The organism is Burkholderia sp. MSMB617WGS (genome assembly GCF_001532025.2).
Lineage (GTDB): Bacteria > Pseudomonadota > Gammaproteobacteria > Burkholderiales > Burkholderiaceae > Burkholderia > Burkholderia savannae.
In genome coordinates this window covers 3,829,037-3,842,547 of record NZ_CP013457.1, presented here as the reverse complement: position 1 = coordinate 3,842,547, position 13,511 = coordinate 3,829,037, and the positions used below count along the sequence as shown (strand labels likewise).

General features: G+C 68.4%; 14 protein-coding genes and 1 pseudogene. 6 read left to right on the top strand and 9 right to left on the bottom strand.

Annotated features, from left to right (window positions below; all coding sequences use genetic code 11):
• Nucleotides 1-215: 215 nt before the first annotated feature.
• Entirely contained in the window at nucleotides 216-1,259 is a 1,044-nt protein-coding gene (locus WT60_RS18810; RefSeq protein ID WP_038748307.1) for a bile acid:sodium symporter family protein, read from the bottom strand.
• Nucleotides 1,260-1,638: 379 nt separating this feature from the next.
• Between WT60_RS18810 and WT60_RS34545 the strand changes: the two genes are divergently transcribed.
• The 3 genes from WT60_RS34545 (at nucleotide 1,639) to WT60_RS18795 (ending at nucleotide 4,726) form a co-directional block, all read left to right on the top strand.
• Nucleotides 1,639-2,121 (top strand): hypothetical protein, encoded by a 483-nt coding sequence (locus WT60_RS34545; protein WP_059646908.1) that lies wholly within the window; start codon nucleotides 1,639-1,641, stop codon nucleotides 2,119-2,121.
• 406 nt (nucleotides 2,122-2,527) lie between these two features.
• The gene (locus WT60_RS18800; protein ID WP_060355828.1) at nucleotides 2,528-3,604 is read left to right on the top strand and encodes a porin; all 1,077 of its coding nucleotides are present in this window, start codon (nucleotides 2,528-2,530) and stop codon (nucleotides 3,602-3,604) included.
• A 159-nt stretch (nucleotides 3,605-3,763) separates the two neighbouring features.
• A complete protein-coding gene (locus WT60_RS18795) occupies nucleotides 3,764-4,726 on the top strand; it encodes a LysR family transcriptional regulator (protein WP_038748302.1) in 963 nt (320 codons plus the stop codon).
• Nucleotides 4,727-5,037: 311 nt separating this feature from the next.
• On the opposite strand, the gene WT60_RS18790 is transcribed toward WT60_RS18795, so the two are convergent.
• Nucleotides 5,038-5,997, bottom strand: a complete 960-nt coding sequence (locus tag WT60_RS18790; RefSeq protein WP_038748300.1) for a nitronate monooxygenase family protein — start codon at nucleotides 5,995-5,997, stop codon at nucleotides 5,038-5,040.
• A gap of 296 nt (nucleotides 5,998-6,293) precedes the next feature.
• Here WT60_RS18790 and WT60_RS18785 point away from each other — a divergent pair, with 296 nt between their 5' ends.
• Nucleotides 6,294-7,187, top strand: a complete 894-nt coding sequence (locus tag WT60_RS18785; protein WP_038748297.1) for an alpha/beta hydrolase — start codon at nucleotides 6,294-6,296, stop codon at nucleotides 7,185-7,187.
• Between the two features lie 307 nt (nucleotides 7,188-7,494).
• Here the strand turns inward: WT60_RS18785 and WT60_RS18780 are convergent, their stop codons facing one another.
• Nucleotides 7,495-7,983, bottom strand: a complete 489-nt coding sequence (locus WT60_RS18780; protein ID WP_038748296.1) for an Lrp/AsnC family transcriptional regulator — start codon at nucleotides 7,981-7,983, stop codon at nucleotides 7,495-7,497.
• Nucleotides 7,984-8,094: 111 nt separating this feature from the next.
• On the opposite strand from WT60_RS18780, the gene WT60_RS18775 reads away from it, so the two are divergent.
• A complete protein-coding gene (locus WT60_RS18775) occupies nucleotides 8,095-9,009 on the top strand; it encodes a DMT family transporter (RefSeq protein ID WP_081989558.1) in 915 nt (304 codons plus the stop codon).
• A 245-nt stretch (nucleotides 9,010-9,254) separates the two neighbouring features.
• Here WT60_RS18775 and WT60_RS35255 read toward each other — a convergent pair whose 3' ends face one another.
• The 5 genes from WT60_RS35255 to WT60_RS18750 form a co-directional block, all read right to left on the bottom strand.
• On the bottom strand, nucleotides 9,255-9,614 hold the full coding sequence (locus WT60_RS35255) for a DUF1289 domain-containing protein (protein ID WP_060355829.1): 360 nt from the start codon (nucleotides 9,612-9,614) through the stop codon (nucleotides 9,255-9,257).
• Nucleotides 9,611-10,117 (bottom strand): YbaK/EbsC family protein, encoded by a 507-nt coding sequence (locus WT60_RS18765; RefSeq protein ID WP_059578362.1) that lies wholly within the window; start codon nucleotides 10,115-10,117, stop codon nucleotides 9,611-9,613. Before WT60_RS18765 ends, WT60_RS35255 begins: the two co-directional genes overlap by 4 nt.
• Before the next feature lie 49 nt (nucleotides 10,118-10,166).
• Nucleotides 10,167-11,099: a hydroxymethylglutaryl-CoA lyase gene (locus WT60_RS18760; RefSeq protein WP_060355830.1), complete on the bottom strand. Its 933-nt coding sequence runs from the start codon at nucleotides 11,097-11,099 to the stop codon at nucleotides 10,167-10,169.
• A gap of 76 nt (nucleotides 11,100-11,175) precedes the next feature.
• Nucleotides 11,176-12,117: a glyoxylate/hydroxypyruvate reductase A gene (locus tag WT60_RS18755; protein WP_038748290.1), complete on the bottom strand. Its 942-nt coding sequence runs from the start codon at nucleotides 12,115-12,117 to the stop codon at nucleotides 11,176-11,178.
• Nucleotides 12,118-12,121: 4 nt separating this feature from the next.
• Nucleotides 12,122-12,559 (bottom strand): VOC family protein, encoded by a 438-nt coding sequence (locus tag WT60_RS18750; RefSeq protein WP_038748288.1) that lies wholly within the window; start codon nucleotides 12,557-12,559, stop codon nucleotides 12,122-12,124.
• 149 nt (nucleotides 12,560-12,708) lie between these two features.
• On the opposite strand from WT60_RS18750, the gene WT60_RS18745 reads away from it, so the two are divergent.
• On the top strand, nucleotides 12,709-13,344 hold the full coding sequence (locus tag WT60_RS18745) for an alpha/beta hydrolase (RefSeq protein WP_059646904.1): 636 nt from the start codon (nucleotides 12,709-12,711) through the stop codon (nucleotides 13,342-13,344).
• Between the two features lie 81 nt (nucleotides 13,345-13,425).
• On the opposite strand, the pseudogene WT60_RS18740 reads toward WT60_RS18745, so the two are convergent.
• A pseudogene (locus WT60_RS18740) lies at nucleotides 13,426-13,500 on the bottom strand (ADP-ribose pyrophosphatase); the annotation flags it as partial.
• Nucleotides 13,501-13,511: the final 11 nt, after the last annotated feature.

The window sequence follows — 13,511 nt, the reverse complement described above, 5'->3', positions numbered from 1 at the left end:
CGATGGCGGGCCGGAGCACGCGCAGCGGACGAAACCGGCGAGTCGGCGAAGCCGGGAAATCGGGAGGTCGCGCTGCCGGGAAGCCGCGCAAGCGTGGAGCGTGCAAGCGCGCTCTGCGAGGCGAGGCGAACACGGCGCGGCCGAGGCGAGTCGTCGCGCCGCGTCGCGTCGCGCGCAGCGTTTCGCGGCGCGTCAGTGCCGCATCGCGTCGCGCGTCAGTGCTTCGTCGCGCCCGCGCGCGCGCCGAGCGCCCCGCCGCCGTGCGCGTTGTCGGCCTGCCGCTCGCGGCTCGTGTCGCGTGCGCCCCAGCGCTGCGCGAGCGCCGCGCAGGTCATCAGCTGGATCTGATGGAACAGCATGAGCGGCAGCACCACCGCGCCGACCGCGTGCGCGGCGAAGATCACTTTCGCCATCGGCACGCCGGCCGCGAGGCTCTTCTTCGAGCCGCAGAAGATGATCGTGATCTGGTCCGCGCGATTGAAGCCGAGCCGCTTGCTGACGATGGTCGTGACCGCGAGTGCGACCGCGAGCAGCACGACGTTGACGACGACGAGCCCCGCGAGCGCGGTCGGCGGAATTTGGTGCCAGAGGCCTTCGTTGACCGCTTCGCTGAACGCGACGTAGACGACGAGCAGGATCGAGCCCTGATCGACGAAGCGCAGCACGCCGCGATTGCGCTCGATCCAGCGGCCGATCACCGGCCGCAGCAACTGCCCGGCGATGAACGGCACGAGGAGCTGCATCACGATCGCGCCGATCGTGCTCCACGGCGATGCCGTCGCGCCCGTGCCCTGCGTCGACACCATCACGCCGACAAGCGCGGGCGTGACGAAGATGCCGAGCAGGCTCGACGCGGACGCCGAGCAGACGGCGGCGGGCACATTGCCCTTCGCGATCGACGTGAACGCGATCGACGACTGCACGGTGGACGGCAGCGTGCAGAGGAACAGCACGCCGGCGTAGAGCGCGGGCGTGACGAGCGGCGTGAGCACCGGCTTGAGCGCGAGGCCGAGGAGCGGGAAGAGCGCGAACGTGCAGAGCAGCACGACGGCGTGCAGCCGCCAGTGCGTCGCGCCCGCGATGATCGCCTCGCGCGACAGCTTCGCGCCGTGCAGGAAGAAGAGCAGGCCGACCGCGATATTGGTCGCCCAGTTGAACGCGTGCGCGGCCTCGCCGCGGCACGGCAGGAAGCTCGCGAGCACGACTGTGCCGACGAGCGCGAGCGTGAAATTGTCGGGAATGAAGCGGGAGCGCGCCATTTCGGGTCTCGATCGAATGCGGTGGAAGCGCCGCGGCTCGCGGGCGGCGCGGCGGTTGTCAGCCTGATATTCTCGCGGTCGGCAATTGAATAGGCAAATTCATTCGAAGAATTGATTAATGATTCGAATGCATGCCGATGCGCGCTGCGGGTGCATCGCAACCTTACGGCCAAAACGGTCGAAAACAGGCGGCGCGCGACGTCCAAAAAAGTACGCGGAATCCCTGAAAGCCGTGCAGTAACACGGTGTTACACCGATGCCTTTGGTCTAACACTTTTGCACTCGACACACTTTCGCCTCGCCAATAAATTACCGCTGAAAGGCTTGCGCGCGCGATTCGGGTGCGCGCGCGAGCAGAAAAGCAAGCGGTAGACCAATCATGACGACGGAACGGGCATTACGGAAGATCGGGCGATGGGCGGCGGGCGCGATGTGCGCGCTCGCGGCGGCGCTCGCCTTCGCGCAGCCGCCGCATGGCGGTGGGCCCGGCTTCGGCGGCGGTCGCGGCGGCTCGCACTACGCGGCGGGCGGCGCGGGCGGCTGGCGCGGCGCGCCCGGCTACCTGCCGGCGCCGCACGGCGGCGAGGCGCGGATCGGCGTGAACGGCTACCGTCAGCGCTGGGGGCTGCGTCCGACGCCTTCCTATGGCCGCTACGCGGCGCAAAGCCCGTACCGGCCGATCAGCGCCGAGGCGCGCCAGGCGCCGCACGCGCCCGGCACGGCGAACGTGCCGATGCGTGCCGGCTCGATCCGCGCCGACGTCGCGCGCTACAACGAAGAGCGCGGCGGCCGTCCCGCGCCAGCCCCGCGCCAGGACGAAGCGCCGCATCTGCCGTTCTTCGCGCCGTTCTACCGCAACTGAGCGAGCGCCGGCCGGCGCATGCGCCGCCGATTGATGCAAATTCGCGACACTCGCGCGAAATCCTTCCGTGCATTTCGCTGGTTACGCTATCTTTCGCGCCTCGTTGCGAGGACGACGCGCGCAAGCCGGCATTTTCTCGCGGTTCGAATCGCCGCCCGACCTTGCCGCCGACGCACGATCGGCGCGCACAGGAAAGCCGTTCGTCAGCTTGAAACCGGAAAGCCCGCCGGTCACGCCCGACAAATCGCCGGGAAGTTAACGCTGACGCTATATCCGCAATAAGTCCCTCCTTTTTTGACCGGAAAAATGGCTCGGGAAGATGGCGACGCCCGCGAACGGCGCCGCGCCTTCCGGACGTCGCGCGTCCGTTCGCCTCGCTTCCGTTAGACGACCCTCTGGAGATCTCATGAAGTCATCCGTCAGCCGCGCGCTGAAAACCACTTTCGCGTGCGCCGCCGTCGCGGCGTTGGCCGCGGGCGCGTCGGGCGTTCGCGCGCAGTCGAGCGTTCAGCTCTACGGACAGGTCGACGAATGGATCGGCGCGCAGAAATTCCCCGGCGGGCAGCGCGCGTGGGGCGTGCAGGGCGGCGGGATGTCGACGTCGTACTGGGGGCTGCGCGGCACCGAGGATCTCGGCGGCGGCTATCAGGCGATCTTCACGCTCGAGGATTTCTTCCGCGCGCAGAACGGGCGCTACGGCCGCTTCGACGGCGACACGTTCTTCGGCCGCAACGCGTATGTCGGGCTCTCGACGCCGTACGGCACGGTGCGCGCCGGGCGCCTCACGACGGAACTCTTCATCTCGACGATCCTCTTCAATCCGTTCGTCGATTCGTACGTGTTCTCGCCGATGGTCTACCACGTGTTCCTCGGCCTCGGCACGTTCCCGACGTACACGACCGATCAGGGCGTCGTCGGCGATTCGGGCTGGAACAACGCGATCGACTACACGAGCCCGACCTTCGGCGGCTTCAACGCGGCCGCGATGTACGCGTTCGGCAACACGGCGGGCGACAACCGCTCGAGGAAGTGGAGCGGCCAACTGAACTATTCGAACGGTCCGTTCGCCGCGACGGCCATCTATCAATACGTGAATTTCAACGGCGGCCCGGGCGATCTCGGCGCGCTCGTCGCCGGCATGAAGAGCCAGGGCGTCGCGCAGGTCGGCCTGTCGTACGATTTCAAGGTCGCGAAGATCTACGCGCAATACATGTATACGAAGAACGAGCAAAGCGCCGCCAGTTGGCACGTGAACACCGCGCAAGGCGGCGTGTCGGTGCCGCTCGGGCCGGGCAGCGCGCTCGCGTCGTACGCGTATTCGCGCGATTCGGGCGGGCTCGATCAGACGCGTCGCACGTGGGCGCTCGGCTACGACTATCCGCTGTCGAAGCGCACCGACGTATATGCGGCGTACATGAACGATCGTTACTCGGGCATGTCGAGCGGCGACACGTTCGGCGCGGGAATTCGTGCGAAGTTCTAAAGAATCGCAAGCTGGGCGCGCGCCGCCCGGTCGATGTACGAAAAAGTGAGCAGCGTCACATTAAACGGCGCCGTTTTGCCTTTTTTGACGTTTTCAATTCACCAGCTTTGTTACAGTTGCTTGCGATTGCATAATTCCCCTCGATTGCGAGCATTTCGGATGGATACCCTCGTCAGCATGAATGTGTTTCGCTATGTCGTCGAAGTCGGCAGCTTCGTCGGCGCGGCCGAGCGCATGGAAATGTCGGCGGCGATGGCGAGCAAGCATGTGATGCATCTCGAGCACCAGCTCGGTGCACGTCTTCTGCATCGCACGACGCGCCGCGTTGCGCCGACGGAGGCGGGGCGCGAATATTACGAGCGGCTCGTGCAGGCGCTCACCGAACTCGACGAGGCCGGACAGGCGGTGGGCGCCGCGAGCGTCGTGCCGCAAGGGCGGCTGCGCGTGACGTCGCTGTCCGCGTTCGGGCTGCGGCACGTGATGGACGCGGTGACGTCGTACGCGCAGCGCTACTCCGACGTGACGGTCGAGATCACGCTGTCCGATCGCGTCGTCGAGCTGATCGACGAAGGCTACGACGTCGCGGTGCGCGCCGCGCCCGCCGGCATGAAGTCGTCGTCGCTCGTCGCGCGGCAGATCGCGACCGCGCACATTCTGCTCGTCGCGTCGCCCGACTATCTCGCGAAGCACGGCACGCCGGCGACGATCGCCGATCTTCAGCATCACAGCTTCATTCGCCGCGAGTCGAACGAGACGCTGCTCGACGCGGCGATCACCGACGTCGCGGCCGCGTCGCGCGTGCCGCTGTCGGGCAACGTGATCGTCAACCATCTCGAAGGGTTGCGCGTCGCGGTGCTGAGCGGCGCGGGCATCGGCCTTCTCGGCACCGAAGTGGTGGGCGAGGACATCGAGTCCGGCCGTCTCGTGCCGCTCCTGCTCGACGCGGTGCCGCCGCGCGAGCTGCCGATCTACGCCGTGTACGCGAGCCGGCGGCACGTGTCGGCGAAGGTGCGCTCGTTCGTCGATTTCCTCGCGGACCGCTTTGCGGGCCAGTCGCTGTGTCCGTCGATCGACGAGCGGCTGCGGCAGCTCGCGATGCCGCGGATGAAGCGGCTCGGATAACGCGCATCGCATCGCGCGGCGCGCATCGACAAAAAAACGCGGACCGGCTGGTCCGCGCTCAGACTGAAGACGAACCCTCGCGAAGCGAGGGTTTTGTTTTTGTTGTTTACCGCTTCTTGTTTTCGCTTTCGGGCATGCGTCGTCGGCACCGGGCCGAATCGGTTCGCATCGATTCGATTGGCGTAGACGCGGTGCGAGACGCATCGCGCATCGAAAGCAGCGTGCGCGGCGCGCACGCGTCTTGACCGACTGAGGGACCGATCGAGTGACCGACCGAGGCAGCGCGCACCGCTTGCCGCGAGGGGCGCGCGTTACGCGCGAATCCCGAGCCGCGCCTTCGCGTCGTCGTATTCACGCTTGAGCCGCGCGACGAGTTCGGCCACGGACGGAACGTCGTCCATCAGCCCGACGCCTTGCCCCGCGCCCCAGATGTCCTTCCACGCCTTTGCCTTGTCGCCGCCGAAATTCATCTTCGTCTTGTCGGATTCGGGCAGCGCGTCCGGATCGAGGCCCGCGTTCACGATGCTCTCGCGGATGTAGTTGCCGTGCACGCCGGTGAAGAGGTTCGTGTAGATGATGTCGGCCGATTTCGCGTCGAGGATCGCGTGCTTGTACGCGTCGACCGCGTGCGCTTCCTGCGTCGCGATGAAGCGCGTGCCCATGTACGCGAGATCGGCGCCCATCGCCTGCGCGGCGAGGATCGAGCCGCCGTTCGCGATCGAGCCGGACAGCACGAGCGGGCCGTCGAAGACCTTGCGCACTTCGCCGACGAGCGCGAACGGCGACGTCGTGCCCGCGTGGCCGCCCGCGCCCGCCGCGACGAGGATCAGGCCGTCGACGCCCGCCTCGAGCGCCTTTTGCGCATGCCGCAGGTTGATCACGTCGTGCAGCACGATGCCGCCGTAGCTGTGCACGGCGTCGACGATCTCGCGCGCCGGCGCGCGCAGGCTCGTGATGAAGATCGGCACCTTGTGCTCGACGCATACGCGGATGTCGTGCTCGAGCCGCGCGTTCGACTGGTGGACGATCTGGTTCACGGCGATCGGCCCGATCACGGCGTCCGGGTTCGCGGCCTTGTGCTCGGCGAGCTGCGCCTGGAGCTGCGTGAGCCATTCGTCGAGCAATTCGGCCGGGCGCGCGTTGAGCGCGGGAAACGAGCCGACGATGCCGGCCTTGCATTGCGCGAGCACGAGTTCCGGATAGCTGACGATGAACATCGGCGACGCGATGACGGGCAGCGAGAGGTTTTGCAGGACGGCGGGCAGGGCCATGCGGTGTCTCCTGAATCGTCGCCGCGAGCGCGGCGAATGCATGAAGTTCGTTGCGTCGCGGCGCCCTCGCGGGCGCCCGTCGCGCGGTCGATATGTTATGTGAGTGTCGTGCCGGCTGCGCGCTCGCAACGAATTAATACGAACGGTCGTGCCATTATAGACGCGCTTCGATGAACGCGCCGCGGCGGCGCTGTCGAATGAGTGCTCTGTTTCTACGCTTTGCGAGGGTGCGCCGGCAGTGGCGCGACGATCGCGCTCCTACAATAACGAGCACAACAATTCGAGAGAACAAGACCATGTCGTTTGAGGAGTTCGCGCCGTTTCGCGTCACGGCGCAAGACGTCGACATCTTCGGCGTCAAAGGAGGCGCGGGACCGCCGCTTCTGTTGCTGCACGGGCACCCGCAAACGCACATGATCTGGCATCGCGTCGCCGCGACGCTCGCCAGGCATTTCACGGTGATCGCCACCGATCTGCGCGGCTATGGCGCGTCGGGCAAGCCGGCGAGCGACGCGCGGCACGCGCCGTATTCGAAGCGTGCGATGGCGGCCGATCAGGTGGCCGTGATGCGTCATTTCGGCTTTCCGCGTTTCCACGTGTGCGCGCACGATCGCGGCGCGCGCGTCGCGCATCGGATGGCGCTCGATCATCCGGACGCGGTCGAGCGGATGCTGCTCCTCGACATCGCGCCGACGCTCGCGATGTACGAGCGCACCGATCGCGCGTTCGCGACCGCGTACTTCCACTGGTTCTTCCTGATCCAGCCGGAGCCGCTGCCGGAGACGCTGATCGGCGGCCATCCGGACGCGTACGTCGAGGCGGTGATGGGCAATCGCTCGGCGGGCCTCGCGCCGTTCGCGCCGCAGGCGCTGCACGCGTATCGCGAAGCGCTGCGTCAGCCGGGCGCGGTGCATGCGATGTGCGAGGACTATCGCGCGTCGGCGACGATCGACCTCGACCATGATCGCGCGGACATCGAGCGCGGCCGCAAGCTCGCGTGCCCGCTGCGCGTGTTGTGGGGCGAGCGCGGCGTCGTCGCGCGCTGCTTCGATCCGCTCGACGAATGGCGGCGCGTCGCGCGCGACGTGAGCGGCCGTGCGCTCGCGTGCGGGCATTACATTCCGGAAGAAGCGCCCATCGCGCTGATCGACGAGATCCTGTCGTTCTTCGAGGCGCGCGAAGTGGCGTGACCTGCGGCTCGGGCTGCGGCAGTCGGAGGCGACGATGGCGAATCGTTCGCGGCGTGCGTGCAGCGTGCGTCGGGCTGCGGGCGTGGCGCGATGCGGCGCGTCGGGGGGCGTTGCGTTGCGGGTGCGTTGCAGCCGCGAAGCGCGACATGCTCGCGGCGTCGGCCGGCGTTGCCGCGAGCCGGCCCTTAGCCCGGCATGCGGCTTTGCTTGCGCGAGCCGGGCGTTTGGGTTGCTCGCCTCTTGCAGCGCCGCCGCGCCGGCTTCACATGGCGCGGCTTCGCCGCGCTTCGCGTGCGCGCCGCGCGCGTCAATCCTCTTCGATCGCAAGCGGCGGCAATCGCCGTGCGACGGGCGTCGACTTGACGATCGCCGTGCTCGTCTCCGCGCGCTCGGTCACCTTCGCGAGTATGCCGTCGAGCTGCTCGATCGAGCGCAGGTACAGCCGGCAGACGAAGCAGTCGTCGCCCGTCACCTTGTCGCATTCGACGAACTCGGGAATACGCCGCAACAGTTCCTCGACGAGATGCAATTGGCCGGGCAGCGGCTTCACGCGCACGATCGCCTGCAGCGTGTAGCCGAGCGCGCGCGGATCGAGCTCGACCGTGAAGCGCGCGATCACGCCCTGCGCTTCGAGCCGGCGCAGACGGTCGGCGGTGCTCGGTGCGGACAGCCCGACGCGCCGCGCGAGCTCGCTGACGGGCTGGCGCGCATCGTCGGCGAGCGCGCGCAGCAGTTCGCGGTCGATCACATCGAGCATGCTCGCCGCCGGCTGCGGCGTCGAAAGGCGTTTTTGCATGACAGCCTTCTTTTCACAGGTGGAAAGACGTTCTGCGCTCAGTTTAGCGATGGAGATGCGCAAATCAAGTCCCTAAAATCAAAGCCAGGCTTTCCTCTTGCGAGAACTCTCATGGCTTCGGACATGGCTTCGAACGAAACGCGCCGCGGCGCGCTCGAAATGGTGGTCGCGATGCTGATGTCGGGGACGATCGGCTGGCTCGTCGTGTCGTCGCAGCAGCATCTGATGAACGTCGTGTTCTTTCGCTGCCTGTTCGGCGGCGCGACGATGCTGATCATCTGCGCGGCGCTCGGCTTTCTGCGCCGTGATCTGCTGACCAGGCGCACGGTCGCGCTCGCCGCGATCGGCAGCGTCGCGATCGTCGCGAACTGGGTGCTGCTGTTCGCCGCGTATTCGCGCGCGTCGATTTCGATGGCGACGGCCGTCTACAACACGCAGCCGTTCATGCTCGTCGCGCTCGGCGCGATCGTGTTCCGCGAGCGGCTCAGCGCGTCGGTCGTCGCGTGGCTCGCGATTGCGTTCGGCGGGCTCGCGCTCGTCGTGCGCGTCGAGCCGGCGGTGCTCGCGGTGCCCGGCCAGTATCTCGACGGCGTCGTGCTCGCGCTCGGCGCGGCGTTTCTGTACGCGGTGTCGTCGATCGTCACGAAGCGTCTGAAGGGCACGCCGCCGCATCTGCTCGCGCTGTTCCAGACGGGCGTCGGCGTGCTCGCGCTCGCGCCGTTCGTCCACTACGACGCGCTGCCCGCGACGGCGGGCCAGTGGCTCGATCTCGTCGCGCTGGGCGTCGTCAACACGGGGATCATGTACGTGCTGCTCTACGGCGCGATCCAGAAGCTGCCGACCGCGACGATCGGCGCGCTGTCGTTCGTCTATCCGGTCGTCGCGATCGTCGTCGATCGGATTGCGTTCGGGCAGACGCTCGCGTGGAGCCAGATGTTCGGCGCGGCGCTGATCCTGCTCGCCGCGGCGGGGGTGAATCTCGGCTGGCGGATCGTGCCGTCGCGACGCGTCGCGGCGCGCGGTTGAGCGCCGCGTGCGAATGCTAATGCTAATGCGGATGCGAGTGCGAGTGCGAGTGCGAGTGCGGGCTGCGACATTCCGACACGCGCAAGTAAGTTGTAGGGAAACTCCTGATGCGGTGCAGCGAGGGCGCTCGTATGATGCGCAGTGACGTTGATCACGTCCACAGAATTCTCATTACGCATGCCGTTCGCCAGTTTGGGCGAACGGCTTTTTTTTCGTCGCGCGCATGCGGCTGCGCGCCGGCCGCGTCACGCGCTAGCCGTGCGCCTCGCCGCCAGCCGCGCGAGCACCGCGCGCTTCGCGTCGTCGTCGAACTTGCGCCAGCCGGCGATTTCGTCGCGCGTGCGGCGGCACCCTTCGCACCAGCCGGTTCTCGCATCGATTCTGCAAACGTTCGTGCACGGCGACGGCACGCTCGCGACGGGCGCCGTGGTTGCCATGCTCGCTGCGGCCGAGCTCGCCGGCGCTTCTTTCGCGGCCGCCGCGTTCGCCGCGGCGGCGGCGTTCCCGTCGCCCCCGCTGACCCCGTGGGGCCTGTCGCCCCCGCCGGCCGCGCCCGGCGCATCGTCGAACCGCGCTGCGCCGTCGATCTTCGTCACGCCGCTCATGCGTCGCTGCGTTGCGCGACGTCGGCGATGGGCGCGCCCGTCAGCGACACGAGCTCCCGCGGCGACAGGTTGAACACCGCATGCGGATGGCCCGCCGCCGCCCACAGGCTGTCGAGCTCGAGCAGGTCGCGATCGATCAGCGTGACGGGCTCGACGAGATGGCCGATCGGACACACGCCGCCGATCGCGTAGCCGGTGTTGTCGCGCACGAACTTCGCGTCCGCGCGGCCGACTTCGCCGACCTGCGCGGCGACCTTCTTCTCGTCGACGCGGTTCGCGCCGCTCGCGACGACGAGCACGGGCGCGCCGTCCGCGCGGCGTCGAAACAGGATCGACTTCGCGATCTGTGCGACCGAGCAGCCGAGGCCCGCGGCGGCTTCGGCCGAGGTCTTGCCGGTTTCCTCGAGCATCACGATGCCCTTCGCATGGCCGCGCTCGCGCAGCAGCAATGCAACGCGTCGAGCGGAATCGGGAAGCTTGTCGATGGGGGCGGAGATAGCCATGGGAGCGCTTCGTATCCTCGTGTGATGTTTCGAATGGGTGCCGCGCGACTCACGCGCCGGCGGGCGGTTCGGCGGCCGCGCGCCGCTTCGCGAGCAGCGCGCGGCCCGCGCGCGACACGTTCGCGCGGCCGATCGCGGTCGAGATGAAATCGCCGGCGGCGACGACCTGATCGAGATCGACGCCCGTGTCGACGTTCAGCCCGCGCATCATGTACAGCACGTCCTCCGTCGCGACGTTGCCGGTCGCGCCCTTCGCGTACGGGCAGCCGCCGAGGCCCGCGACCGACGCGTGGAAGATCGCGATGCCCTCGATGAGCGCCGCGTAGATGTTCGCGAGCGCTTGCCCGTACGTGTCGTGGAAGTGGCCCGACAGCCGCTCGCGCGGAAACACCTTCGCGACCGCGTCGAGCACCGCGCGCGTGCGGCCCGGCGTGCCGACGCCGATCGTGTCGGCGATGTCGATCTCGTCGCAGCCGAGCGCGGCGAGACGCTCGACGACGTCGACGACCGCCTCGACGGGCACGTCGCCCTGATACGGGCAGCCGAGCGCGCACGACACGCTCGCGCGCAACCGCACGCCCGCGTCCTTCGCCGCGCGCGCGACGGGCGCAAAGCGCGCGATGCTCTCGGCGATGCTGCAGTTGATGTTGCGCTGCGAGAACGCTTCGCTCGCCGCGCCGAAGATCACGACTTCGTCGGCGCGCGCGGCGAGCGCGTTCTCGAAGCCCTTCAGGTTCGGCGTGAGCGCCGAGTAGATCGTGCCCGCGCGGCGCTCGATGTCGGCCATCACGTCGGCGCCGTCGGCCATCTGCGGCACCCATTTCGGCGACACGAACGACGCCGCCTCGATGTTGCGAAAGCCCGCGCGCGACAGCCGGTTCACGAGCTCGATCTTGACGTCGGTCGGCACGAACGCCTGCTCGTTCTGCAGCCCGTCGCGCGGGCCGACTTCGACGATCTTCACGGATTGGGGGAGCGTCATCCGAGTCTCCTGGTTCCTGTCTTCTGATGAATGTATCGTGGCATGCGGCTCTGCGGCGCGCGCTCGCGGGCCGCGGTCAATAGCCGCGCGCGCGCTCGACGATGCCGCCGATCGGCTCGCCGCGCTCGAGCGCGCCGATCTTCGCGGCGATTTGCTCGACCGCCTGCGCGCGCAGCGTATCCGCCGAGCAGTGCGGCGTGATCGCGATGCGCGGCTCGCGCCAGAACGGATGATCGTCCGGCAGCGGCTCGGCCGCGAACACGTCGAGCGTCGCCGCGGCGATGCGGCCGCTCGCGAGCGCGTCGAGCAGATCGGCTTCGACGAGATGCGCGCCGCGCGCGATGTTCACGAGGTACGCGCCGTGCGCGAGCTTCGAGAACGCGTGCGCGTTCAGGATGCCGTCGGTGTCCGACGTGCTCGGCAGCAGGTTCACGAGCAGCTTGACGCCGGAAAGGAACGCGTCGAGCTGGGCGGCGCCCGCGAACGTCGCGATGCCGTCGAGCGCCTTCGGCGTGCGGCTGTAGCCGCGCACCGGCAAGCCGAGCGCCGCGAGCGCGCGCGCGACGCCGGCGCCCAACGCGCCGAGCCCGAGCACGCCGACGACGAACGATTCGCGCGGATGCGGCTCGAGCACCTGCCAGCGGCGTTCGCGCTGCAACAGCGCGTATTCGTCGAAGCGGCGCAGATAGCGCAGCGCCGCATGCGTCGCGTATTCGACCATCTGGCGCGCCATCCCGGCGTCCTCGAGGCGCACGAGCGGCACGTCGGGCGGCAGCAGGCCCGGATGCGCGCGCTCGAGCGCGAGCACCGCGTCGACGCCCGCGCCGAGATTGAACACCGCCTTCAGATCCGCGCGCGGCGCGAAGAACTCGCGCGGCGCGCGCCAGACGAGCGCATAGTCGGCGGGCGCGTCGTCGCCGGGCGTCCATGCGCGCAACTGCGCGCCGGGCAGCGCGCGCTCGATGTCGCGTTTCCAGTCCGGCGCGTCCCGATGCGGCGTATAGAACAGGATGCGCATGCGTCTACTTCGCGAACAACTGGCCGATGTCGGCGAACGCCTTGAATTCCAGCGCGTTGCCGCACGGATCGAGGAAAAACATCGTCGCCTGCTCGCCGACTTCGCCCTTGAAGCGGACGTGCGGCTCGATCACGAATGACGTGCCGGCCGCCGTCAGCGCGTCGGCGAGCGCGCGCCACTCGTCCATCGACAGCACGACGCCGAAATGGCGCACCGGCACGTCGTCGCCGTCGACCGGGTTGACGGCCGAGCGGCCCGTCTCGTCGGGCGCGAGGTGCGCGACGAGCTGATGTCCGAAGAAATCGAAATCGACCCAGCGATCGGAGCTGCGGCCTTCCGGGCAGCCGAGCAGGCCGCCGTAGAAGCGGCGCGCGTGCGCGAGGCTCGTGACCGGAAAGGCGAGGTGAAACGGGCGCAACGCGCCGCGCGGCGTGGCGGACATGCATCGTCTCCTTGAAGGAAGCTCTCATTCTACGGTTTTGCCGCGCGTCGCGTCGTGATGCGCGGAAATGCAAAGCACAAAATATTGGTTCGCCGCGTGCGGCGCGCACGTGACAATCGACGCCAGGCTCCTAGCTCCGCGAGGGACACATGCGCTCATGCAGCAAATCGACGTGGCCGCCGCGGCTCGTCACGGTGCCCGGCCTGCACGGCAGCGAAGGCGCGCACTGGCAGACCTGGCTCGAGAGACAGTTCGCGCGCGCGCTGCGCGTCGAGCAGGACGACTGGGACGCGCCGCATCTCGCGCGCTGGGCGCAGAAAACGCGCGATCTGCTCGCGCGCGAGCGCGGGCCGTTCGTGCTCGCCGCGCACAGCTTCGGCTGCCTCGCGACCGCGCATGCGCTCGCGCAGCACGCATCGGCCGCGGATGCGCCGGCGGCTGAGGTCGTCGGCGTGCTGTTCGTCGCGCCGGCGAATCCGCGCAAGTTCGCGTTCGCGGGCGACTTCGACGCGCGCCGCCTCACCGTGCCGTCGATCGTGATCGGCAGCGAGAGCGACCCGTGGATGACGCTCGCCGACGCGCGCGAGTTCGCGCACCGGCTCGGCAGCGCGTTCGTCAATCTCGGCGACGCCGGGCACATCAATACCGCGGCGGGTTACGGGCCGTGGCCGCGCGCGAAGTATCTCGTCGATACGCTCGTGCATTGCGCGGCGCCGCTCAGGTTTCGCGACGACGCGCCGGAGTTCGGCGCGAACGCGCCTGAGCCGCTCGTGACGGCGGCTTGAAGCCGTCGAGCGCGTTTCGTCGAGCGTTTTTCTTTTCTTTCCGCGCTTCAGGCTGTCTGCGCGCACGGCTAGACGGCGACCGCGCGCCGCGTGCGTGAGCGGCTGCGGCAGATCGTCGAGCTCGAACCAGCCGAAGGCGTCGTGCTTGTCGGGCTCGTGCGCCGACA

Excerpts from the sequence above, each read along its gene's own strand:
- WT60_RS18765 (WP_059578362.1), bottom strand. The coding sequence starts at position 10,117 with ATGGCTATCTCCGCCCCCATCGACAAGCTTCCCGATTCCGCTCGACGC.
- WT60_RS18780 (WP_038748296.1), bottom strand. The coding sequence starts at position 7,983 with ATGCAAAAACGCCTTTCGACGCCGCAGCCGGCGGCGAGCATGCTCGAT.
- WT60_RS18745 (WP_059646904.1), top strand. The coding sequence starts at position 12,709 with ATGCGCTCATGCAGCAAATCGACGTGGCCGCCGCGGCTCGTCACGGTG.
- WT60_RS18790 (WP_038748300.1), bottom strand. The coding sequence starts at position 5,997 with ATGGCCCTGCCCGCCGTCCTGCAAAACCTCTCGCTGCCCGTCATCGCG.
- WT60_RS34545 (WP_059646908.1), top strand. The coding sequence starts at position 1,639 with ATGACGACGGAACGGGCATTACGGAAGATCGGGCGATGGGCGGCGGGC.
- WT60_RS18755 (WP_038748290.1), bottom strand. The coding sequence starts at position 12,117 with ATGCGCATCCTGTTCTATACGCCGCATCGGGACGCGCCGGACTGGAAA.
- WT60_RS18760 (WP_060355830.1), bottom strand. The coding sequence starts at position 11,099 with ATGACGCTCCCCCAATCCGTGAAGATCGTCGAAGTCGGCCCGCGCGAC.
- WT60_RS18785 (WP_038748297.1), top strand. The coding sequence starts at position 6,294 with ATGTCGTTTGAGGAGTTCGCGCCGTTTCGCGTCACGGCGCAAGACGTC.
- WT60_RS18810 (WP_038748307.1), bottom strand. The coding sequence starts at position 1,259 with ATGGCGCGCTCCCGCTTCATTCCCGACAATTTCACGCTCGCGCTCGTC.
- WT60_RS18800 (WP_060355828.1), top strand. The coding sequence starts at position 2,528 with ATGAAGTCATCCGTCAGCCGCGCGCTGAAAACCACTTTCGCGTGCGCC.
- WT60_RS18795 (WP_038748302.1), top strand. The coding sequence starts at position 3,764 with ATGGATACCCTCGTCAGCATGAATGTGTTTCGCTATGTCGTCGAAGTC.
- WT60_RS18775 (WP_081989558.1), top strand. The coding sequence starts at position 8,095 with ATGGCTTCGGACATGGCTTCGAACGAAACGCGCCGCGGCGCGCTCGAA.
- WT60_RS18750 (WP_038748288.1), bottom strand. The coding sequence starts at position 12,559 with ATGTCCGCCACGCCGCGCGGCGCGTTGCGCCCGTTTCACCTCGCCTTT.
- WT60_RS35255 (WP_060355829.1), bottom strand. The coding sequence starts at position 9,614 with ATGAGCGGCGTGACGAAGATCGACGGCGCAGCGCGGTTCGACGATGCG.